Raw genomic sequence first — 20,964 nt, 5'->3', positions numbered from 1 at the left:
ATTGGGCACGCAAAAGGGCGCTGCAGGATAAGCGAGCTTAGTGGTCCCGCCGAGTGTCGGTGAGCGATAAACGCGGCTCGCCAGCCCGGCCGCGTGATATAGTGGTTACAAGGTTGCAGTCATCATTGCACTGACAGCAATGATGCACGCTAACATGTATTTACCGGCAATCAAGCACATTCCGATAGCATTCACGATACGAGTCAGCATGCTGCTTACTCCTTAGTCGAACGTGTCGACAACAATCCTTTCTACGCGTCGTATGTCACGCATTCTCACGATTTAAGTATGGGCCAAGATGGCTGAAATGACAGCAAACAGGAGGCGATAAAAGGTGAAGATGACGCTGCAATACGGTAAATAGAAAAAGTAAATAAGCGCTGAGGACGTTTCTGGGCTTTTATTTTTAATTCTTGATAGCCAGACACGGAAGTGATGGGTTTTTACCCGCATAGACGCGTTGAGAGGCTTTTCTAACGAGATCTATGATACATCTTAGCCATATTCACGTGTCTAGCGAGTGGGTTTGTGTTATCCTCCGTGGTCACGTATTTGAATACGCAAACATTATTTGAGGGATGTTGGCTCCATGAGCGATCTTGCTAAAGAGATCACGCCAGTCAATATCGAAGAGGAGCTGAAAAGCTCGTATCTCGACTATGCAATGTCTGTCATTGTTGGTCGAGCTCTTCCTGACGTGCGTGATGGCCTAAAGCCAGTACACCGCCGCGTTTTATTCGCGATGAATGTACTTGGCAACGACTGGAACAAGCCATATAAAAAATCGGCCCGTGTGGTCGGTGACGTAATCGGTAAATATCACCCACACGGTGATAGCGCGGTTTACGACACTATTGTTCGTATGGCGCAGCCTTTCTCACTGCGTTATATGCTGGTGGATGGCCAAGGTAACTTTGGCTCCATTGATGGTGACTCGGCCGCGGCGATGCGTTACACCGAAGTGCGCATGGCAAAAATTGCCCATGAACTCCTCGCGGATCTAGATAAAGAAACAGTGGACTACGTACCTAACTATGACGGTACGGAGCAAATCCCTGATGTATTACCGACGCGCGTGCCTAACTTGTTAGTGAATGGCGCCTCTGGTATCGCGGTGGGGATGGCAACCAACATCCCACCTCATAACATCACCGAAGTGATCAACGGCTGTCTGGCGTATATCGATAACGAAGATATCACCATTGATGAGCTGATGGAGCACATTCCGGGTCCTGATTTCCCGACCGCGGCGATGATCAACGGCCGTAAAGGCATCGAAGATGCTTATAAGACCGGCCGAGGCAAAATCTATTTACGTGCGAAGGCGGAGATCGAAGCGGATAAACATGGTAAAGAAACCATTGTTGTCAATGAGATCCCGTATCAAGTTAACAAAGCGCGCCTGATTGAAAAGATTGCTGAGCTTGTCAAAGATAAGAAAATTGAGGGCATTTCAGCACTGCGTGACGAGTCAGATAAAGACGGGATGCGGATTGTGATCGAATGTCGCCGCGACGCGGTGGCAGAAGTCGTTCTCAACAACCTGTATGCCCAGACTCAGTTGCAAACGTCGTTTGGTATCAACATGGTGGCGCTGGATAACAACCAGCCAAAACTCTTCAACCTCAAAGGGATGTTGGAGTGTTTTGTCAATCACCGCCGTGAAGTGGTCACTCGTCGTACCGTATATGAATTACGCAAAGCGCGTGAGCGTGCACACATCCTTGAAGGTCTAGCGGTTGCGCTGGCTAACATCGATGAAGTGATCGAGCTTATTCGCCGAGCGCCGACCCCAGCAGTTGCCAAACAAGAGCTACAAGCGCAAGGCTGGAGCTTAGGTGGGGTGTCTGCCATGTTGGAAGCGGCGGGTGTTGACTCCGCACGCCCTGAGTGGTTAGCGCCTGAGTTTGGTGCACGTGATGACGGTTCCTACTATCTGACTGAGCAACAAGCGCAAGCGATTCTGGATTTGCGTCTGCATAAGCTGACTGGGCTCGAGCACGACAAGATCCTTGATGAATACAAATCGCTGCTGGAACAAATTGCTGAATTAATGCATATCTTGGCCAGCACCGAGCGTTTGATGGAAGTGATCCGCGAAGAGCTTGAGGCGATTCGTGATAGTTATGGCGATAAGCGCCTGACCGAGATCACTGCGGCAAGCGCTGACATTGATATCGAAGATCTGATCAACGAAGAAGATGTCATCGTGACATGGTCACACGAGGGATATGTGAAATATCAAGCCTTGAGTGACTATGAAGCGCAGCGTCGCGGTGGTAAAGGTAAATCAGCCACGCGCATGAAAGATGAAGATTTCATTGAGCGTCTGTTGGTCGCAAATACGCACGACACCATCTTGTGCTTCTCAACACGTGGGCGCATGTACTGGTTGAAAGTGTATCAACTGCCACATGCGTCGCGTAACGCACGCGGTAAACCGATCGTCAACTTGCTGCCATTGGAAGACGACGAGCGGATCACCACTATTCTGCCGGTTCGTGAATATGCAGAAGACAAATACGTCTTCATGGCCACTGCGCACGGCACTGTGAAGAAAACGCCGCTGACTGACTTTAGCCGTCCACGTAGCGCGGGCATTATCGCTGTGAACCTGCGTGAAGGTGATAGCCTTATCGGAGCACAGCTGACCGATGATAACAGCGAAGTCATGCTGTTCTCGCAATTCGGTAAAGTAGTGCGCTTTGTGGCGTCTAACGAGACAGTACGGGCAATGGGCCGTACCGCGGCAGGTGTCCGCGGGATTCAGCTCGCAGAGAAAGACCAAGTTGTTTCCCTGATTGTGCCGCAGTCGGATGGTGACATCCTGACGGTGACGGAGAACGGCTTTGGTAAACGCACGGCGCTGGAAGAATATCCAACGAAGAGCCGTGCGACCAAGGGTGTGGTCTCGATTAAAGTCTCTGAGCGGAATGGTGACGTTGTCGGTGCCATCCAGGTCTGCACCGGTGATGAACTGATGTTAATCACCAATGCCGGTACGCTGGTACGTACCCGCGCGGAAGAAGTTAGCCAAGTGGGCCGTAATACCCAAGGGGTACGACTGATCCGCGTCAGTGATGATGAAAAAGTGGTTGGTCTTCAGCGTATCGAAGAGCCGGATGAAGAGGAAATGGAAGCACTGGCTAACGAAGCGGCGGCAAATGCCAATGCAACCAGTGACGCACCAGCCTCTGAGACCAGCTCTGAGGACAATGATGACACACCGAGTGAGACGGATAGCGATCAAGACGCTTAAGTCCTCGTGTTGCAATCATAAAACAAGAAAAGGGTGCAGTGATCTGCGCCCTTTTTTACGCGCTATATTTCCAAAGCCCATGCAAACGTGTTAAATCAGTAGCTACGCCTTTTAACGATGTATCTTCGTCATAACGTGAGATACGTCTTGCAGATAAAAAACAGCAGGAGCCCCTCCACAACATGGACAAGGTATACAATTTTTCTGCCGGACCCGCGATGCTTCCCCGCGAGGTAATGCTAAAAGCACAAAAAGAATTCACCAATTGGAACGGTCTTGGCACCTCGGTGATGGAAATCTCTCATCGCAGTAAAGAGTTTTTAGCCATTGCTCGTCAATCAGAGCAAGATTTACGTGAACTACTGGTGATCCCAGACAATTATCACATTCTCTTTTGCCAAGGTGGTGCACGCGCTCAGTTTGCGGCGGTACCTATGAACTTACTGGGTAACAACACCATTGCTGACTATGTCGATGGCGGTTACTGGGCGACGAGTGCCGTCAAAGAGGCCAAGCGCTACTGCACTCCCAATGTGATCAATGTGACTCGTGAGCGTGATGGTAAACGCGCTATCTTGCCGGCAAACGAGTGGTTGTTAAGTGATGATGCCGCATATGTGCATTTTTGCCCCAATGAAACCATTGATGGGATTGAAATCACGGATCTGCCGGAAACCAACAAACCCATCGTGGCAGATATGTCATCGAACATTCTCTCTCGCCCGATAGATGTGTCCAAGTATGGCGTGATCTATGCGGGGGCGCAGAAGAATATCGGTCCGGCGGGGCTGACCTTGGTGATTGTGCGTGATGATTTATTACACCTTGCTAAAGATGTGTTGCCGAGTGTGTTGAACTACAAAGTCTTGGCCGAGAAAGAATCCATGTTCAATACACCACCCACCTTTGCTTGGTATCTGGCAGCAGAAGTCTTTAAATGGCTGAAAAAGAGAGGGGGCGTTGAGGCTATTTATGCGCACAATCAGCAGAAAGCGGCGCTGTTGTACGATTGCATCGATAACTCTTCTTTCTATCGCAATGATGTTCACCCAGATAATCGCTCACTGATGAATGTGCCCTTCCAACTCGCTAACAGTGAGCTGGACGACACCTTCCTCGCCGAAGCGATGGAGCATGGATTGCACGCGCTGAAAGGGCATCGAGATGTCGGAGGAATGCGCGCGTCAATCTATAATGCAATGTCCCTTGAAGGGGTTCAGGCATTAGTCGACTTCATGGTGAAGTTTGAGAAAAAATACGCCTAACGCGGTGTAAAACGGTTTGCGTCCCAGCCGCTTTTTGCGTCTGGGACGTTTTTGTTTCTACTTTGATAAAAATAATAATTGTGAGATGGCTTGTATTTTGGTTACTCTGGTTGCACAAAGCATCACGGAAATTAAACCAGAATGGAGCAACTGACACTTTCCCCGATCTCTCATATCGATGGTCACATTAACCTTCCCGGCTCAAAGAGTGTATCTAATCGCGCTTTACTGCTGGCCGCGCTAGCATCCGGTACGACGCGCTTAACCAACCTGCTCAACAGTGATGATGTGCGTCATATGCTCAATGCATTTACTGACTTAGGCGTGTCTTATCAGCTGTCTGACGATCGCACTGAGTGTGTTGTGGAAGGTTTGGGACACGCCTTTCATACCCAAGCGCCACTGGAACTGTTTTTAGGTAATGCCGGTACGGCCATGCGTCCATTAACGGCCGCGCTGTGTTTGGGTGAAGGCGAGATCACTCTAACCGGTGAGCCGCGCATGAAAGAGCGTCCCATTGGCCACCTTGTCGAGGCACTCAATGCCATAGGGGCAGAGGTTCGCTATTTAGAGAGCGAGGGCTACCCACCATTACATATTAAAGGCACGGGGCTCGCTGGCGGCGATGTCAGTATCGATGGCAGTATTTCTAGCCAATTCTTAACCGCCCTGTTGATGGCTGCGCCGTTAGCGCGTGAAGAAACACGGATCACCATTAAAGGCGACTTGGTATCTAAACCCTATATTGATATTACCTTGGCGATCATGGCTCAGTTTGGCGTCGAGGTACATAACGATAACTATCAGCGGTTTGTGGTTCCGGCGGGGCAACGTTATCAATCGCCAGGCCATCTGATGGTAGAAGGCGATGCGTCATCGGCCTCTTACTTCCTCGCGGCCGCGGCCATTAAAGGCGGTGCCGTGAAGGTCACCGGTATTGGTCGTCATAGTGTGCAAGGTGATATCCAATTTGCCGATGCGTTGGCGGCAATGGGCGCTGACATCGAGTGGGGCGATGATTACGTCATTGCACGCAAAGGCGAGCTTCATGGTGTGGACATGGACTTCAACCACATCCCTGACGCTGCCATGACCATTGGGGTAGCGGCGCTGTTTGCCAAAGGCCCCACGCGTATTCGTAACGTTTATAATTGGCGAGTAAAAGAAACCGACCGCTTACATGCGATGGCAACCGAGTTGAAAAAAGTGGGGGCGGTGGTCGAAGAGGGAGATGATTACCTTTACATTGAACCGCCTCAGCAGCTGACTCATGCGGCGATTGATACCTATGACGATCACCGGATGGCGATGTGCTTCTCGCTGGTGGCGTTGAGCGACACGCCAGTCACCATTAATGACCCGGGTTGTACTTCAAAAACGTTCCCAGACTACTTTGAAAAACTCGCCGCCATTAGCCGGTCTTGAATATCCCACCGCCATACGTACGGATAAACTGACGGTGGCGGTGATTTCCTCCTCGCTTTCTTCTATAATAAGCGCCGATTTATCGGCGTTGCTTCCCTTTATATGAGGGCGCTTGGATAGCGCAACGTCGACGCACTCAACCAAATGTGGAGAGATTTATGCCGACACAGGCGCCTGTTATTACAGTAGATGGCCCGAGTGGTGCTGGAAAAGGAACCTTATGTATGCGACTAGCAGAAAAACTGCAGTGGCATTTGTTAGATTCTGGCGCGATATACCGTGTATTGGCATTGGCTGCGATTCACCATGATGTGGACACCACCTCAGAAGATGCATTAGTGCCATTGGCTGCTAACCTAGATGTACAGTTCATCGCTGAAGGTGAGCTGGTAAAAGTGATTCTGGAAGGCGAAGACGTTTCCGCGACGCTACGTACCGAACAAGTCGGCAATCAGGCGTCAAAAGTTGCCGCGTTACCGCGTGTGCGTGAAGCATTGTTGCGTCGTCAACGCGCGTTTGCCGGCGAGCCGGGATTGATTGCTGATGGCCGTGATATGGGCACCGTGGTCTTTCCGCAGGCCGAAGTGAAAATATTCTTAGATGCCAGTGCACAAGAGCGTGCCCGCCGCCGTCAGCAGCAGTTGCAAGAAAAGGGGGTTAATGTTACCTTTGACCGCCTTTTAAGTGAAATTCAAGAGCGTGATGACCGTGACCGCAACCGAGCGGTGGCACCATTGCGCCCCGCGCCAGATGCATTGGTGCTGGATTCAACCTCATTGTCAATCGACGAGGTGATCGAGCAAGCGCTGGCGTTTATTGAAAGCAAATTATCGGCTGCATAAGCAGTCTATAACCGTTAGCTGCAAGGATGATGGCTAACATATTTAACAACCCCATGCGGTAGGATACCCGTGGACGTTTATCAAATTGAAGATTTAAATATAATGACTGAATCTTTTGCTCAACTCTTTGAAGAGTCTCTAAAAGAAATCGAAACTCGCCCAGGTTCTATTGTTAAGGGTACTGTTGTTGCTATCGAGAACGGTTTCGTTCTGGTTGACGCTGGCCTGAAATCTGAATCTGCTATCCCAGCTGACCAATTCAAGAACGCTGCTGGCGAACTTGAAATCGAAGTTGGCGGTCAAGTAGACGTAGCCCTGGACGCAGTGGAAGACGGTTTCGGTGAAACTCAGCTTTCTCGTGAGAAAGCTAAGCGTCACGAAGCTTGGATCCAGCTAGAGAAAGCGTACGAAGAAGCTGAAACCGTGATGGGTATCATCAACGGTAAAGTGAAAGGTGGTTTCACCGTAGAACTGAACGGCATCCGTGCGTTCCTACCGGGTTCACTGGTTGACGTTCGTCCAGTACGTGACACTTCTCACCTGGAAGGCAAAGAGCTCGAGTTCAAAGTAATCAAGCTTGACCAGAAGCGCAACAACGTTGTTGTTTCTCGTCGTGCGGTTATCGAGTCAGAAAACAGCGTTGAGCGTGACGAGCTGCTAGCTTCTCTGCAAGAAGGCATGGAAGTTAAAGGTATCGTTAAGAACCTGACTGACTACGGTGCGTTCGTTGATCTGGGCGGCGTTGACGGCCTGCTTCACATCACTGACATGGCGTGGAAGCGCGTTAAGCACCCATCAGAAATCGTTAATGTTGGTGACGAAATCAACGTTAAAGTTCTGAAGTTTGACCGTGAGCGTACTCGCGTATCACTAGGCCTGAAACAACTGGGTGAAGATCCATGGGTAGCAATCGCTAACCGTTACCCAGAAGGTCACAAGCTGACTGGTCGCGTAACCAACCTAACTGACTACGGCTGCTTCGTTGAAATCGAAGAAGGCGTTGAAGGTCTGGTACACGTGTCTGAAATGGACTGGACCAACAAAAACATCCACCCATCTAAAGTGGTTAACGTGGGTGACGAAGTTGAAGTTATGGTTCTGGACATCGACGAAGAGCGTCGTCGCATCAGCCTAGGTCTGAAACAGTGTAAAGCCAACCCATGGCAGCAATTCGCTGAAACTCAGAACAAAGGCGATCGTGTAACTGGTAAGATCAAGTCAATCACTGACTTCGGTATCTTCATCGGTCTAGACGGCGGCATCGACGGTCTGGTTCACCTGTCTGACATCTCTTGGAACGTGGCTGGCGAAGAAGCCGTTCGCGAATACAAGAAAGGTGACGAGATCTCTGCAGTAGTTCTTCAGGTTGATGCTGAGCGTGAGCGTATCTCACTGGGCATCAAGCAAATGGAAGAAGACCCATTCAACAACTATCTGGCAGCCAACAAAAAAGGTGCTATCGTTAACGGTACAGTGACTGCTGTTGACGCGAAAGGCGCAACTGTTGAGCTAGCAGAAGGTGTTGAAGGTTACCTGCGCGCTTCTGAAGCGGCTCGTGATCGTGTTGAAGACGCGACTCAAGTACTTGCTGTTGGTGACAGTGTTGAAGCGAAGTTCACCGGTGTTGACCGTAAGAACCGCGTTCTGAACCTGTCTGTACGTCTGAAAGACGAAGCTGACGAGCAAGAAGCAATGGCTAGCCTGAACAAAGCCGAAGAAGGCGCGTTCGGTAACGCTATGGCTGACGCGTTCAAAGCAGCGAAGAGCGAATAATGCACAATAAGAGGGGGAAATTTTCCCTCTCTGCATTTATACTGTTGAGAAACATACTAAAGCGGGGTGTTTATGACCAAATCTGAGTTGATTGAAAGGCTCTGTAGTCAGCAAACCCATCTATCTGCAAAGCAGGTAGAGGATGCCATCAAGGAAATCCTTGAGCACATGGCGACCACACTCGAGAGCGGTGACCGCATCGAGATCCGTGGTTTTGGTAGTTTCTCACTGCATTATCGTGCGCCTCGTGTGGGGCGTAATCCTAAAACGGGCGAAAAAGTGGAATTGGACGGTAAGTACGTTCCGCATTTTAAACCGGGTAAGGAACTTCGCGATCGCGTTAACATTTACAGTTAAGCGATGTGCGCTGAAAAAAACGGCATGCTGTAGGTGTGCCGTTTTTTTATGTCTATCGATCATAGCTTGCGTGATGAATTTCCTGCATAATCATACCTCCTGTGTAAGATCTAGTACCAGTCATCACAAGGCCAGGCGCCGGATATTACGCCTTGATACAAGCACACCTTTAATGCGGTGCGCAGCTTGGCTTAACTCACAGGAACTATCACAGTGACAGATGCCTCGCATCTGGCAGGTTTATCATGATTGATGGGGCGCTAGGCCTTTCGCAATGAGGGAATACTTGTGAAAATACTCGGCATTCTGTTTCTGGTGTTATGCTTTTTGATCACCTTGGCGCTGGGAGCGCAAAACCAAGAAGTGATTAACTTTAACTATCTTATCGCGCAAGGTGAATTTAAGCTGTCAGTCATCTTGGGCATTGTCTTTGTCATTGGCTTTGGCATAGGCTGGCTGGTATGTGGAGCGCTATACCTCAAAGCACGCTTAACGGCGCGAGGATTGCGTAAGCAGGTAGAGAAACAACGCAAAGAACTTGATAAATTGCGTACGGACCCGCTTAAGGAACATTAATTCATGCTAGAGCTGTTGTTTCTGTTATTGCCAATAGCGGCCGGTTACGGCTGGTATATGGGTAACAGGAATGCTCGTCATCGACGGCAAGAACAGTCACATCATCTGTCTCGCCAGTATGTCACGGGACTCAATCTACTGCTGTCTGAGCAGTCGGATAAAGCGGTCGATCTCTTTATTGAACTGCTCCAAGTCGATAATGAAACGATTGATACTCACCTCGCCTTGGGTAACCTGTTTCGCTCTCGCGGCGAAGTCGACAGAGCGATCCGCATTCACCAAAACCTCATTGCTCGTCCTAACCTGACCCTCGACCAACGTAATCTCGCCATGCAACAGTTGGCGAAAGACTACATGGTGGCGGGCTTTTTCGACCGCGCAGAGAAAATCTTTGTCAAATTGGTGGACGAGCCTGACTACAAAGAGTTTGCGCTGCAACAGCTTTTGGCGATTTTCCAGCAAACACGTGAGTGGGAACAAGCGATAGACACCGCGGCCAAACTGGTTAAATTGGGCAAGAGCAAACTGCGCAAAGACATTGCTCATTTTCACTGTGAGTTAGCGATGCAGCAGATGGGTGATGGGAATGAGCACAAAGCACGGCAACTGCTACGTCGCGCCCTGTCTTACGACAAAGGCTGTGTCAGAGCGAGCCTGATGTTAGCCAAACTTGATATTCAGCACGAGGACTATAAAGGGGCGATTAAGCAGCTGGAAAACATTCTCGAGCAAGATGCCGATTTTGTCAGTGAGGCTTTACCGCTTCTCGCGCAAAGCTATCGCGCTTTGGGACGTGAAATGCAGCTCGTCCGTTTCTTGAAAGAATGCATTGAGAAAAAAGCCGGCGTCAGTGCTGAACTGATGCTCTCAGAGGTGATCGGCGCCAATGAGAACCTCGCGATGGCACAAAGCTTCCTGACCCGCCAACTAACCCGTAACCCGACCATGCGTGGTTTCCACAAGCTGATGGAATACCATGTGGAACAGGCGGAAGAGGGGCGCGCGAAAGCCAGCCTCAATACCCTTAAAGACCTTGTTGCAGAACAGATTAAAGTTAAGCCGCATTACCGTTGTCGTAAGTGTGGCTTTTCCACCCATGCGCTTTATTGGCAATGCCCCTCGTGTAAAAACTGGGGAGCGATTAAGCCAATTCGGGGCTTGGATGGGGAATAATGGCGATGCAGTGGCATCGCCGTTTTTTTATCTTGCTGTCACCGCGAATGGCGGCGACAGCTGGGGAGCACGCGGAGTGCGAGAATAACAACCTTGTGAAGGAATCAGGAGCAATAATGCAAGACCCGAAAGTCATCGTCGCCTTAGATTATGCAGACATGAATCAAGCATTGGCCTTTGTGGATAAAATTGAGCCGGGCTCGTGTCGTTTAAAAGTGGGCAAAGAAATGTTCACCTTATTTGGGCCTGCATTGGTTAAACAATTACACGCATACGGTCATGATGTCTTTCTTGACCTGAAGTTTCACGATATTCCGAACACGTGTGCGAAAGCGGTTGCGGCCGCGGCAGAGCTAGGGGTATGGATGGTGAACGTTCATGCCTCAGGCGGCGAGCGGATGATGAGTGCAGCACGTGAGGCGCTTGAGCCATATGGCGGCAACCGTCCATTGCTTATCGGCGTTACCGTATTGACCAGCATGACGGACGCGGATTTGCGCCAAAGTGGGGTACAACGCTCACCACAAGCTCAGGTACAGCACCTTGCCAAGCTGACGCAACAGTCGGGATTGGATGGTGTGGTGTGTTCAGCGCAAGAAGCTAGTTTGCTGAAAGCCCAGTGTGGCGATGCCTTTAAGTTGGTGACGCCCGGGATCCGACCGGTGGGGAGTGCGGCTGGTGATCAGCGCCGAATTATGACCCCAGAACAAGCTGTTGCCGCGGGTTCCGACTACTTAGTGATTGGGCGTCCGATTACACAAGCCGATGACCCGGCGGCCGTCCTTGCACAAATCAATCAAAGTTTAGCGTAACATCAGGCGCAAAACTGCTTGAGATAATAAAGGCCACATGTGTGGCCTTTATGTTGACTGGCTCTGCGATAAAGCTAGGTACGCGTCGACGCAGATTTACGCGAGCGTCTATCGAGGATGGGCGCAGTAAAGTGACTATCGATCAGACGCTGGGTCAATGTATGCTGAGGATTGGCGAATAAGGACTCTGTGCTGCCTGACTCGACCACTTCCCCTTTTTGCATCACCATCACCTTATCGGTGACATGCTTAATTACGCCCATGTGTTGAGACACGTAAACATACGACAGTCCCATCTCTTCTTGGAGCTCGAGCAGCAAGTTGATGATCTGTGAGCGCATTGACATATCCAACCCGTTCAAGGCTTCATCGGCTACAATCACACTCGGTTGCAAGATTAACGCACGTGCCAGTGACACCCGCTGCTTTTGCCCCGTGGCGAGCATTTGCGGGTAAAAGTAGGCATGCTCGGGTAACAAACCCACTCGCAGAAGGGTGTCTTTAACGCGCTTGCCTCGCTCTTGCGGCGTCATATTGGTATTTCGTTTCAGCGGTCCTTCAAGAATTTGCCCAATTTGGTTTCTTGGATTGAGCGAGGTATTGGGGTCTTGAAAGATCATGCGAATGAGCTTGCAGCGGGTTTGGTAATCTTTGAACGTCAGCTCTTCACCATTGACCCGAATCTGCCCCGATGTTGGTTCGATCACGCCTGCAATCATACGTGCTAGGGTCGATTTTCCCGAGCCATTTTCCCCCACAAAAGCGATGGTTTCGCCGACTTCTAACTGGAAAGAAACGGGCTTCACCGCATGGGTGACGCGTTTTCTTAGCCAGCCAGTGCGGTGGTAATAATCTTTGCTTAACCCGTCGACTTCAAGAAGAGCGGTCATTTTTATTCTCCATATTTAATGGGAAGTGGCAGGCAAACTTATGGTTTTTGATTTTCTGTGTATGCGGCACTTCAACACATTTACGTTGCGCGTAAGGGCACCGAGGGCCCAAGCGACAACCAATCGGTAAGTGCTGCAACGGAGGAATCGAGCCCGGTAATGTTTCCAATTTACTTTTATGGGGAATATCTTGACTAAAATCAGGCATCGCACGCAGCAAAGCATCCGTGTAGGGATGATGCGGCGTGGTAAGTATTTGCTCACGGTTACCTGATTCAACCGATTGGCCGCAATACATCACGGTAATACGATCCGCCCACTGTGTTACTAAGGTTAAGTCGTGACTGATCAGCAAAATGGTGGTGTTAGAAAGCTGATTGGTGCGACTGAGTAACCGGAAAATCTGCGATTGAGTGATAGGATCGAGGTCGTTAGTTGGCTCATCAGCGATCAACAGGCGAGGGCGGTTGGCAATCGCCATCGCAATCATCACTTTCTGGCATTCCCCATCGGTGAGTTCATACGGATAGCTGTCCATCACCCGTTTATGATCTTTGATGCCCACTTTGTGCAATAAGGCAATCGAGTGCTGTTTGCGCCAGTTTAAACGTTGCCACCAGCTACCTGAAAACGAGGCAGGCGGAATGGCCTCTTCCAGCTGATGCCCGACGACCTCAGAGGGGTCTAAACAGGTCGAGGGCTCTTGAAAGATCATCGCAATGTCTTTACCGACTACATGACGACGTTCTCGTGCTGGAAGCTCAAGTAAATCGATATTACCTAATCGTAACCGGTCGGCGCTCACATGCCAGCTATCTTTGGTAACCCCACAAATGGCTTTGGCGACCAAGCTTTTTCCTGAGCCAGATTCACCCACTAAGCCGCGGATCTCGCCGTCATTGATGGTTAGGCTCATACGGTCAACCGCTTTCACCATCCCTTGCGGCGTGTCGATTTCAATGGTCAGGTGACGAATATCTAATAACGGCATTATTCTGTTCCTGCGTTGATAGCTTGGCTGACCCCTTCACCAACAAGGTTAACAACCAAAACGCTAAACGCAATGGCCATTCCCGGGAGTGTGACTGTCCAAGGCGCGGTAAAAATGAGTTCGACTGAATCGCCCAGCATCGCACCCCATTCCGGTGCGGGTGGCTGGGCGCCGAGGCCCAAAAAGCCCAATGCTGCAATATCAAGAATGGCGACGGAAATCGCTCGGGTCATTTCAGTGCTCAGCACCACCGCCATATTCGGGAAAATGGAGTGATAGAGCAGATAAAAATCGTTGGCACCATCAAGGCGCGCGGCAATGATGTAGTCTTTCTCTATCTCATTGTGTACGGCGGTATACACCGCACGAATAATACGAGGGATCAAAGAGAGCCAGACTGCAAGTAGCACCTGCATTTCTCCCACCCCTAAAAAGGCGACCACAATGATGGCAAGCAACAGCGAAGGAATCGAGAGGATGCTGTCGAGAATATGGTTCAAAAAGCTCGACTTTAGCCCCTTCGTCATGCCGGCTAGCACCCCAATGCCCACACCGACAATGCCCGCGCCAATTGCCACCATCAGTGCATAGCCAAAGGTTAAGCGTGAGCCGGCAATCAGGCGAGAAAGCATATCGCGGGTTAGATCGTCTGTGCCCAAGAAGTATTCGATTTGACCCGATTGCACCCAAGACGGCGCCATCAACAGATGACCGGTTTGATGCTGTGGGCTCCAAGGCGCTAATAAAGGAGCGAATATCGTCACCAAGATCAAGCCGACCAGGCACCAAAAACCAATCACGGCCAGCTTGTTACGACGAAATGCCGCCCACGATCGCTCGAGCTGGGTGGGAATATGCTGCTCGACATAGACATTATTTGAGGGCATACCATTCCTTCCTTACCAGAGGGTTCATAAACGCACCCACAACATCTGAAATGATATTTATCAGTAACACAAAGCCACCAATCACGAGGACACCGGCTTGAACAGACGCGTAGTCTTTTGCGATCAGGGCATCTAATAGCCAACGACCAATGCCCGGCCAGTTAAATACCGACTCCACAATGATCACGAAGGTGACCATGGTTGATACCAATAAACCAAAATTAGGAATAATGGGTGGAATGGCGTTTTTCATGCCATGACGCAACACGATCTCGGTTTTAGACAGGCCCTTAGTCGCGGCGGCTTTGATGTAATTTTGGCTCATCACATGTGCCATGGAGTTGCGCACCATTTTGATGATTTCCGTGGTGGGCACCACCGCTAGCGTCAGCGTGGGCAAGGCGAGATGGCGCATGATGTCAGTGGCGACTTTGCCCTGAAGCGGTAAATCCGACAGCCATAAATCCACCAACGCAAAACCGGTAATATGAGGGATCTCATACAACAGGTTATAGCGCCCAGAAACAGGAAACCACTGTAAGTCGAGCGAAAACAGCATGATAAACAAAATAGCCAGCCAGAAGGTGGGAATTGAGAAAACCACCACCGCGAGCGATGAGATCAGCTTATCTGTTGGCCCTTGACTGCGCAGGCCCGCTAAGGTGCCGAGCGGCACGCCAACCACAAAGCTTATCACCAATGCGGCAAAGCATAGCTCCAAAGTAGCTGGGGCGACATGCGCGAGGGTGACCATTACCGGCTCGCCGTTAGCGGCCATGCCTAAATGTCCCTCCACTAATTGGCGTAGGTAATATAACCAGCCAACCCAGTAATCAAAGCCATGCCACACTGAGTCAGGCGCCAACAGCATAATGTTGTAGCCAACCAAGGTGAGGATCACCAAGGTGATTAGGAACAGGTTGAGGCGTCGTAAGGTATAAATCAGCATTAGCGCCCCCGAGATACGTCAGCAAAGCTGTCGGTGCCAAACGGCGTCATGGTTAAGCCTTTTAGGCTCGCGTCACGCACTTGATGTTGAATGCCATGCGCCAAAGGCACGACGGGCATACGACGATTTAAAATGGTTTGTGCTTCGATATACAAGGCTTTGCGCGCCTCGGTATCTTCCGTCGCAATCGCTTCATTGAGTTTTTGATCAAAGTAGCGGTTGCACCAGTTTGACATATTCCAGCCAGTAAACTTTGCATTGCATGTCAGTAGTGGACGTAAAAAGGTGTCCGGATCGCCATTGTCTGCCACCCAGCCGGTCAGCACCATGTCATGCGCATCATCGCCTTCGCGAATAGCCACACGGTTGACTGTTTTCTCCGGAATAATATTGACGCGAATACCAATCGCCCCTAAATCGGCTTGAATCAGCTCCGCCGTTTTTCGCGGGCTCGGGTTAAAAGCGGTGGGTTTCATTGGCACGGTCAAATCAACGCTAAAACCTTGGCGATAGCCCGCTTTAGCAAGGAGTGCGGCGGCCAATTTCGGGTTGTATTCGGTTTGACTGTTGGGATCGTAAGCCCACGACATGGGCGGCAGCAAACTGGTAGCCGGAGCGCCAGTGCCGTAATACACCGAGCTGAGTAGGGCATTGCGATCAATGGCAAGGTTAATCGCTTGACGCACTTCCACTTCAGACAAGGCTGGATGGCGCGTATTCAAGGAGATAAAGGCGACGTTCATGCCGGTTTGAGATGACAAATGAAAACGCTTGTCATCGACGACCACAGGCAATTGACTAGCAACCGGCGAGGCGAGCACATCGCACTCACCAGTCAGCATTTTTGCTAAGGTGCCTGTGCCACGCGTTGAGACGTCAAATACCACTTGCTCCATGGGTGCTGGGCCCTGCCAATACTGCCAATGGCGACGCAAGCGAATAAACTCGCGTGGTTGAAACTCTGCCAGTGCAAATGGGCCAGTACCGACCGGATAGGTATCTAGCTTTTCTGGGGTGCCAGCAGTAAGAAGTTGATCCGCATACTCTTTCGAGAGGATCACCGAAAAGTTGGTTGCCAAAGTGGATAAAAAAGACACATCAGGGCGTGAGAGCGTAAATTGAACTTGATAAGTATCCAAGGCTTTTACGTCTGTTAATAACCCCGAGAAGTCCATGCTATCAAACCAAGGGTACTGGCCACCGGAGACAGGATGGTAAGGATGATTGTTGTCGATGAGACGGCGAAATGAAAAGACCACATCATCAGCGTTGAGGTAGCGTGACGGCGTAAACTGCACACTGCGATGAAACGCAACGCCCCGTCGCAGAGAGAACGTGTAGGTTTTACCGTCCTCGCTGACTTCCCAGCTTTTCGCCAACATGGGTTCGGGCTGATACGTCTTAGGGTTTAGACGCAAAAGGCGATCGTAAAGCTGGCTCGATAAGGTATCGGCCGTGAGGCCGCCGTCGGTCAATTGAGGGTTAAACGTGGTGGGCTGGCCCGGGCCACAAAAAACAAAGCCACGATTGTCGGCCGCACGTTGGTCCGTGGAGGCATCACAGCCTGCGAGGATCAAGCCGCTGACCCCAAGGATCAAAAATTGGATGAAAACGCGCATAAACCAAGTGAAATCAGCTATCAAAGTAAACCCCGTAATCTACCACCGAAACGGCCTTACCACCAAGCAAAGTAAGGGCAATGTCGCGTATCATTTTCCCAGTGATGTACGTATTGGCTTACATCATTGTTCGTTGTTGCCCACATTGTGTTTCCGTAACAGCCCCCTGAGTTGATGGTAGCTGAGGCCGAGTAACTGCGCGGCGTTTCTTTGATGATATTTGGCCTGTGTCATCGCCGCCATCAGCATGGCCTTTTCCATCTCGGTTTGCCACTCCCGCAAATCTACCGGTAACGCAGGGAGCGTCCCGCCTTGATTGTCGGCCGCCGAATTGGTCTGAAGTGGTGATGTTATCTCGGCTTGCCAAGGTGGCGTGAACGGGTCCAGACACAGTGATTCAACCGGCGTATCGGGATCATTGTGGCGATATAAGGCGCGCTCTACACTGTTTTTAAGCTCGCGTACATTACCAGGCCAAGGGTGGGCAAGTAGTTGCGCTTGGGCTTGGGCAGAAAAACCGGCGAAGTAGCTATAGCCTAACTCAACCGCCATTTTTAGAGCAAAATGCTCGGCGAGTAATAAGATATCTTGTCGCCGCTCACGCAGTGGCGGCAAATGGACCACATCAAATGCGAGGCGGTCTAACAGATCAGGCCGGAAGTCCCCACGGGTAGCCATCGCGGGAAGATCTTCATTGGTGGCACAAATCAAGCGCACGTCCGCCTGCTTGGGCTGAGATCCTCCCACACGCTCATATTCGCCATACTCAATCACGCGAAGGAGCTTTTCTTGCACGCCCAAGGGGGCGGTGCCGACTTCATCTAAAAATAAGGTGCCACCTTCGGCCCGCTCAAAGCGACCCGCATGACGCCCTTTGGCGCTAGTGAAGGCTCCCGCTTCGTGACCAAACAGCTCAGAATCGATCAGGCCTTCACTTAATGCGGCGCAATTTAAACTGACGAGGGGCTGAGACCAGCGGTGTGATAAGTAGTGCAAGCGTTGAGCAATCAGCTCCTTGCCAGTCCCGCGTTCGCCAAGGATCAGCACGGGACGATTTAATGGCGCGAGCCGCGAGACGTGGTCCAACACGGCTAAAAAGCGATCGGATTCTCCGATTAAATTGTCTTGTTCACGCATGGCGATTTTTACCAAATAGTGGTTTTGTTCATCATGGCGCGTTTGATGGCAGGATGCAATAAATTTTAAGTATCTGAAATATAAGGATTAAAAAGTTGGCACGTTAGTTGATTATACATTGGCTAGCAAACTATGGCTGAGCGATGGCGCTCAGACGAATCAGGCACAATGAGCATGTAATCTACTGCTTTGGTGCATCATTAAGGAGTCTATGATGGGTATTTTTTCTCGTTTCGCCGACATCGTAAATGCTAACGTCAATTCGCTGTTAGATAAGGCAGAGGATCCACAAAAAATGATCCGTCTTATTATTCAAGAGATGGAAGACACGCTGGTCGAAGTACGCACATCGTCCGCGAAAGCGCTGGCGGATAAAAAAGAAGTGGCGCGTAAGATTGAAAACGTCAATCGCCAGCTCCAAGAATGGCAAGATAAAGCCTCCTTGGCGCTGCAAAAAGATCGGGAAGATTTGGCGCGCGCGGCATTAATCGAAAAACAAAAAGCGCATGATATCAAAGTCGCGCTGGAAGAAGAGTTAAGCTTAATCGAAGAAAGTGTCGATAAGCTGAGTGGTGAAATTGCTGCCCTTGAGACCAAACTGACGGATACCCGCGCGCGTCAGCAGTCACTGGCTATTCGACGTGAAACCGCTGGAAATCGTCGTGACGTGCGTCGCCACTTAGGAAGCGGCCGTGCTGATGAGGCAATGGCAAAATTTGAACAATATGAGCGTCGTATTGACGAACTAGAAGCGGAAGCAGACAGCTATCAAATGGGCAAAGGTAAGCGACTTGAAGATGAGTTTGCCGATCTGCAAGCTCAAGATGAAATTGAAAAAGAGTTGGCTGCATTAAAAGCCAAAATGAACGATAAGCAATAACAACCACGATAGGAGCGAACATGTCATCATTCTTTTTAGGCATACCACTGGCGATTTTCTTGCTATTCGTCGCCCCGTTGTGGCTGATGCTGCACTATCGTAGTAAGCGTCAAATTGGGCAAGGCTTGAGTGGGCAAGATTATGAAACGCTGCAATCACTCGCGCAGCGCGCTGAAAAGCTGCAGACCCGTGTCGATAACCTCGAGCGTTTGCTTGATGCTGAAGCACCCCAATGGAGGCAACGCGCATGAGTCAAACCCTGTATCGTGACCCGGAAAATGGACGCATTGGCGGTGTGTGCGCTGGCATTGCCAATTACTTTGGCATGGAAACTTGGCTAGTACGTATCTTGACGGTTTCTGCGTTTCTGATTGGTTTTGGCTTTTTTGTGATTGTCGCGTATATCGCTGCGATGTTGATCCTCGATAAAAAGCCGATCCAGCCTGATGCACAACCCGATGCGACACCGCAGCCTGAACACCAGGTGAAACAAAAGGCGTGGCAATCGGGAAAGCCGGCGAGCCAACTGATTGCGGATCTCGATCGCGAGTTTAACGCGATGGAAGCAAAAGTTGGCCAGATGGAAGCTTATGTCACCTCCTCGGCATTCAATGTCGACCAAGCCTTTAAAAAGCTGTAAAGCGTTTATGGCCTAACAGCTACACAGAACCTATTCACGCTGTCCCATCGAATTTCTCTCGGGGCAGCGTGGTCATGAAGGAGTCAATCTAACCGATGCCATCAGTGAAAAGGCGCGTAAAGCAGTGGGTGAGCCGCGGGGCTGACCGTCATGTGCGTCTCGCCGTAACCGGTTTATCTCGCGCGGGTAAAACCGCGTTTATTACCTCACTCATTAATCAGCTGACGCATTTAGGCACCCAGCCAAATTTGCCGTTACTGCAACTGGTGCAGCAAGGGCGCGCGCTGGGCGCACGTCGTGAGCCACACCCTCACATGCATCTTCCCGCGTTTGATTATGAAAACGCCATGCATGCCCTGCAAATGACACCGCCGACGTGGCCCTCGCCAACACGAGATGTCAGTGAAGTGAGAGTGGCCGTGCGCTATCGCCCTCAATCTGCCGCCATGCGCGCGTTGAATGATATGGCAACCTTGTATGTCGATATTGTCGATTATCCGGGCGAATGGTTGTTGGACTTACCCTTGCTGAGCCAAAGTTACCCCCAATGGTCGCAAAAGCAGACCAGCATGTTGACGGGGAAACGCGCGGAACTTGCCAAGGTGTGGCAAGCGAAAGCGGCTCAATTGGACCCGCTTGCGCCGGCAGATGAAAAACAATTGGCAGAGGTCGCAGCAAGCTTTACTGAGTTTTTGCATGCTTGCAAAGCGCATGGTGGCTTACATTGGGTTCAGCCGGGACGGTTCGTGTTACCCGGTGAATTAGCCGGCGCGCCGGTCGTGCAGTTCTTCCCTTGGATGGGTGCATTAACTGACGAGATCAAAGCCAAAGCGGACAAGCACACCAACTATGGCTTACTCAAGGCACGTTATGACTATTATTGTGAGCACGTGGTCGCTCAGTTCTACCGCGAGCATTTCGCTAAGATCGATCGCCAAGTGATCTTGGTCGATACGTTGCAGCCGCTCAATGTTGGGCCGGATGCCTTTCACGATATGCGTTTGGCGGTTGAGCAATTAATGCAGAGCTTTAAATATGGTAAATCTGGATTGCTCAAACGGCTGTTCTCCCCGCGGATCGATAAAGTCTTGTTTGCGGCAACCAAAGCCGATCACGTTACGCCCGAACAACATCCGAATATGGTCAGCTTACTGCAACAAATTGTCCACCAAGCATGGCAACAAGCGGCTTTCGAAGGCATAGAGATGCGCTGCCAAAGTGTCGCATCCGTGGCGGCAACGACGCCCGGTTTCGTTGATGTCAAAGGCACCCAACACGCTGCACTGAAAGGCGAATTGGACGACGGCTCGGGGGTGACACTGTATCCGGGCGATGTGCCAAGCCAGCTTCCCGATGCGGATTTTTGGCAACATCAAGGCTTTGATTTTCCGTCATTTAGGCCGCCTCACGTGCCATTAGATGCGCCGTTGCCACACATCCGCATGGACAAAGCGCTCGACTATTTGCTCGGCGATAAATTTCGATAAGA

At 50.6% G+C, this 20,964-nt stretch carries 18 protein-coding genes and 1 pseudogene; 13 read left to right on the top strand and 6 right to left on the bottom strand.

Annotated features, from left to right (window positions below; genetic code table 11):
* The first annotated feature begins 589 nt into the window (after positions 1 to 589).
* The 9 genes from gyrA (at position 590) to pyrF (ending at position 11,482) form a co-directional block, all read left to right on the top strand.
* Positions 590 to 3,259 (top strand): DNA topoisomerase (ATP-hydrolyzing) subunit A, encoded by a 2,670-nt coding sequence (gyrA, locus tag BZG82_RS07675; RefSeq protein WP_077661708.1) that lies wholly within the window; start codon positions 590 to 592, stop codon positions 3,257 to 3,259.
* 182 nt (positions 3,260 to 3,441) lie between these two features.
* Positions 3,442 to 4,524 (top strand): 3-phosphoserine/phosphohydroxythreonine transaminase, encoded by a 1,083-nt coding sequence (serC, locus tag BZG82_RS07670; protein WP_077641077.1) that lies wholly within the window; start codon positions 3,442 to 3,444, stop codon positions 4,522 to 4,524.
* Between the two features lie 141 nt (positions 4,525 to 4,665).
* Complete coding sequence (gene aroA, locus BZG82_RS07665; protein WP_077480728.1) at positions 4,666 to 5,949, top strand: 3-phosphoshikimate 1-carboxyvinyltransferase; 1,284 nt, start codon at positions 4,666 to 4,668, stop codon at positions 5,947 to 5,949.
* A gap of 158 nt (positions 5,950 to 6,107) precedes the next feature.
* The gene (gene cmk / locus BZG82_RS07660; RefSeq protein ID WP_069588873.1) at positions 6,108 to 6,791 is read left to right on the top strand and encodes a (d)CMP kinase; all 684 of its coding nucleotides are present in this window, start codon (positions 6,108 to 6,110) and stop codon (positions 6,789 to 6,791) included.
* Between the two features lie 102 nt (positions 6,792 to 6,893).
* Entirely contained in the window at positions 6,894 to 8,564 is a 1,671-nt protein-coding gene (gene rpsA, locus BZG82_RS07655) for a 30S ribosomal protein S1 (protein WP_069588938.1), read from the top strand.
* Positions 8,565 to 8,636: 72 nt separating this feature from the next.
* Positions 8,637 to 8,921 (top strand): integration host factor subunit beta, encoded by a 285-nt coding sequence (gene ihfB / locus BZG82_RS07650; RefSeq protein ID WP_069588875.1) that lies wholly within the window; start codon positions 8,637 to 8,639, stop codon positions 8,919 to 8,921.
* A 288-nt stretch (positions 8,922 to 9,209) separates the two neighbouring features.
* Positions 9,210 to 9,497, top strand: coding sequence for a LapA family protein (locus tag BZG82_RS07645; protein WP_069588877.1), 288 nt, complete (start codon positions 9,210 to 9,212; stop codon positions 9,495 to 9,497).
* A 3-nt stretch (positions 9,498 to 9,500) separates the two neighbouring features.
* A complete protein-coding gene (gene lapB / locus BZG82_RS07640) occupies positions 9,501 to 10,670 on the top strand; it encodes a lipopolysaccharide assembly protein LapB (protein ID WP_077765531.1) in 1,170 nt (389 codons plus the stop codon).
* A 116-nt stretch (positions 10,671 to 10,786) separates the two neighbouring features.
* Complete coding sequence (gene pyrF / locus BZG82_RS07635; protein ID WP_069588880.1) at positions 10,787 to 11,482, top strand: orotidine-5'-phosphate decarboxylase; 696 nt, start codon at positions 10,787 to 10,789, stop codon at positions 11,480 to 11,482.
* A 74-nt stretch (positions 11,483 to 11,556) separates the two neighbouring features.
* On the opposite strand, the pseudogene BZG82_RS07630 reads toward pyrF, so the two are convergent.
* The 6 genes and pseudogenes from BZG82_RS07630 to pspF form a co-directional block, all read right to left on the bottom strand.
* A pseudogene (locus BZG82_RS07630) lies at positions 11,557 to 12,258 on the bottom strand (peptide ABC transporter ATP-binding protein); the annotation flags it as partial.
* Positions 12,259 to 12,355: 97 nt separating this feature from the next.
* On the bottom strand, positions 12,356 to 13,363 hold the full coding sequence (locus BZG82_RS07625) for a peptide ABC transporter ATP-binding protein (RefSeq protein WP_069588884.1): 1,008 nt from the start codon (positions 13,361 to 13,363) through the stop codon (positions 12,356 to 12,358).
* Positions 13,363 to 14,250 (bottom strand): putrescine export ABC transporter permease SapC, encoded by an 888-nt coding sequence (gene sapC / locus BZG82_RS07620; RefSeq protein WP_069588887.1) that lies wholly within the window; start codon positions 14,248 to 14,250, stop codon positions 13,363 to 13,365. The genes BZG82_RS07625 and sapC overlap by 1 nt, the downstream gene beginning before the upstream one ends.
* Positions 14,237 to 15,199 carry an ABC transporter permease gene (locus BZG82_RS07615; protein ID WP_077480439.1) on the bottom strand — a complete coding sequence of 321 codons (963 nt, stop codon included), beginning with the start codon at positions 15,197 to 15,199 and terminating at the stop codon, positions 14,237 to 14,239. The genes sapC and BZG82_RS07615 overlap by 14 nt, the downstream gene beginning before the upstream one ends.
* Positions 15,199 to 16,818 (bottom strand): ABC transporter substrate-binding protein SapA, encoded by a 1,620-nt coding sequence (sapA, locus tag BZG82_RS07610; protein WP_077480438.1) that lies wholly within the window; start codon positions 16,816 to 16,818, stop codon positions 15,199 to 15,201. The genes BZG82_RS07615 and sapA overlap by 1 nt, the downstream gene beginning before the upstream one ends.
* A gap of 123 nt (positions 16,819 to 16,941) precedes the next feature.
* Positions 16,942 to 17,955: a phage shock protein operon transcriptional activator gene (gene pspF / locus BZG82_RS07605; RefSeq protein ID WP_077480437.1), complete on the bottom strand. Its 1,014-nt coding sequence runs from the start codon at positions 17,953 to 17,955 to the stop codon at positions 16,942 to 16,944.
* Positions 17,956 to 18,169: 214 nt separating this feature from the next.
* Here pspF and pspA point away from each other — a divergent pair, with 214 nt between their 5' ends.
* The 4 genes from pspA (at position 18,170) to BZG82_RS07585 (ending at position 20,962) form a co-directional block, all read left to right on the top strand.
* Entirely contained in the window at positions 18,170 to 18,835 is a 666-nt protein-coding gene (gene pspA, locus BZG82_RS07600; protein ID WP_069588891.1) for a phage shock protein PspA, read from the top strand.
* Positions 18,836 to 18,855: 20 nt separating this feature from the next.
* Positions 18,856 to 19,086 (top strand): envelope stress response membrane protein PspB, encoded by a 231-nt coding sequence (pspB, locus tag BZG82_RS07595; protein ID WP_069588893.1) that lies wholly within the window; start codon positions 18,856 to 18,858, stop codon positions 19,084 to 19,086.
* Positions 19,083 to 19,475: an envelope stress response membrane protein PspC gene (gene pspC, locus BZG82_RS07590; RefSeq protein WP_077480436.1), complete on the top strand. Its 393-nt coding sequence runs from the start codon at positions 19,083 to 19,085 to the stop codon at positions 19,473 to 19,475. Before pspB ends, pspC begins: the two co-directional genes overlap by 4 nt.
* Positions 19,476 to 19,570: 95 nt before the next feature.
* Complete coding sequence (locus BZG82_RS07585) at positions 19,571 to 20,962, top strand: YcjX family protein (RefSeq protein WP_077661700.1); 1,392 nt, start codon at positions 19,571 to 19,573, stop codon at positions 20,960 to 20,962.
* The last annotated feature ends 2 nt before the right edge of the window (positions 20,963 to 20,964 follow it).

It is taken from the genome of Salinivibrio sp. PR5 (assembly GCF_001996085.1).
GTDB classification, from domain to species: Bacteria; Pseudomonadota; Gammaproteobacteria; order Enterobacterales; family Vibrionaceae; genus Salinivibrio; species Salinivibrio proteolyticus.
This window is presented reverse-complemented; position numbering and strand designations above follow the sequence as displayed.

Excerpts from the sequence above, each read along its gene's own strand:
- pspB (WP_069588893.1), top strand. The coding sequence starts at position 18,856 with ATGTCATCATTCTTTTTAGGCATACCACTGGCGATTTTCTTGCTATTC.
- BZG82_RS07625 (WP_069588884.1), bottom strand. The coding sequence starts at position 13,363 with ATGCCGTTATTAGATATTCGTCACCTGACCATTGAAATCGACACGCCG.
- pyrF (WP_069588880.1), top strand. The coding sequence starts at position 10,787 with ATGCAAGACCCGAAAGTCATCGTCGCCTTAGATTATGCAGACATGAAT.
- aroA (WP_077480728.1), top strand. The coding sequence starts at position 4,666 with ATGGAGCAACTGACACTTTCCCCGATCTCTCATATCGATGGTCACATT.
- pspF (WP_077480437.1), bottom strand. The coding sequence starts at position 17,955 with ATGCGTGAACAAGACAATTTAATCGGAGAATCCGATCGCTTTTTAGCC.
- serC (WP_077641077.1), top strand. The coding sequence starts at position 3,442 with ATGGACAAGGTATACAATTTTTCTGCCGGACCCGCGATGCTTCCCCGC.
- gyrA (WP_077661708.1), top strand. The coding sequence starts at position 590 with ATGAGCGATCTTGCTAAAGAGATCACGCCAGTCAATATCGAAGAGGAG.
- pspC (WP_077480436.1), top strand. The coding sequence starts at position 19,083 with ATGAGTCAAACCCTGTATCGTGACCCGGAAAATGGACGCATTGGCGGT.
- BZG82_RS07585 (WP_077661700.1), top strand. The coding sequence starts at position 19,571 with ATGCCATCAGTGAAAAGGCGCGTAAAGCAGTGGGTGAGCCGCGGGGCT.
- sapA (WP_077480438.1), bottom strand. The coding sequence starts at position 16,818 with ATGCGCGTTTTCATCCAATTTTTGATCCTTGGGGTCAGCGGCTTGATC.
- ihfB (WP_069588875.1), top strand. The coding sequence starts at position 8,637 with ATGACCAAATCTGAGTTGATTGAAAGGCTCTGTAGTCAGCAAACCCAT.
- BZG82_RS07615 (WP_077480439.1), bottom strand. The coding sequence starts at position 15,199 with ATGCTGATTTATACCTTACGACGCCTCAACCTGTTCCTAATCACCTTG.
- pspA (WP_069588891.1), top strand. The coding sequence starts at position 18,170 with ATGGGTATTTTTTCTCGTTTCGCCGACATCGTAAATGCTAACGTCAAT.
- lapB (WP_077765531.1), top strand. The coding sequence starts at position 9,501 with ATGCTAGAGCTGTTGTTTCTGTTATTGCCAATAGCGGCCGGTTACGGC.
- rpsA (WP_069588938.1), top strand. The coding sequence starts at position 6,894 with ATGACTGAATCTTTTGCTCAACTCTTTGAAGAGTCTCTAAAAGAAATC.
- cmk (WP_069588873.1), top strand. The coding sequence starts at position 6,108 with ATGCCGACACAGGCGCCTGTTATTACAGTAGATGGCCCGAGTGGTGCT.
- sapC (WP_069588887.1), bottom strand. The coding sequence starts at position 14,250 with ATGCCCTCAAATAATGTCTATGTCGAGCAGCATATTCCCACCCAGCTC.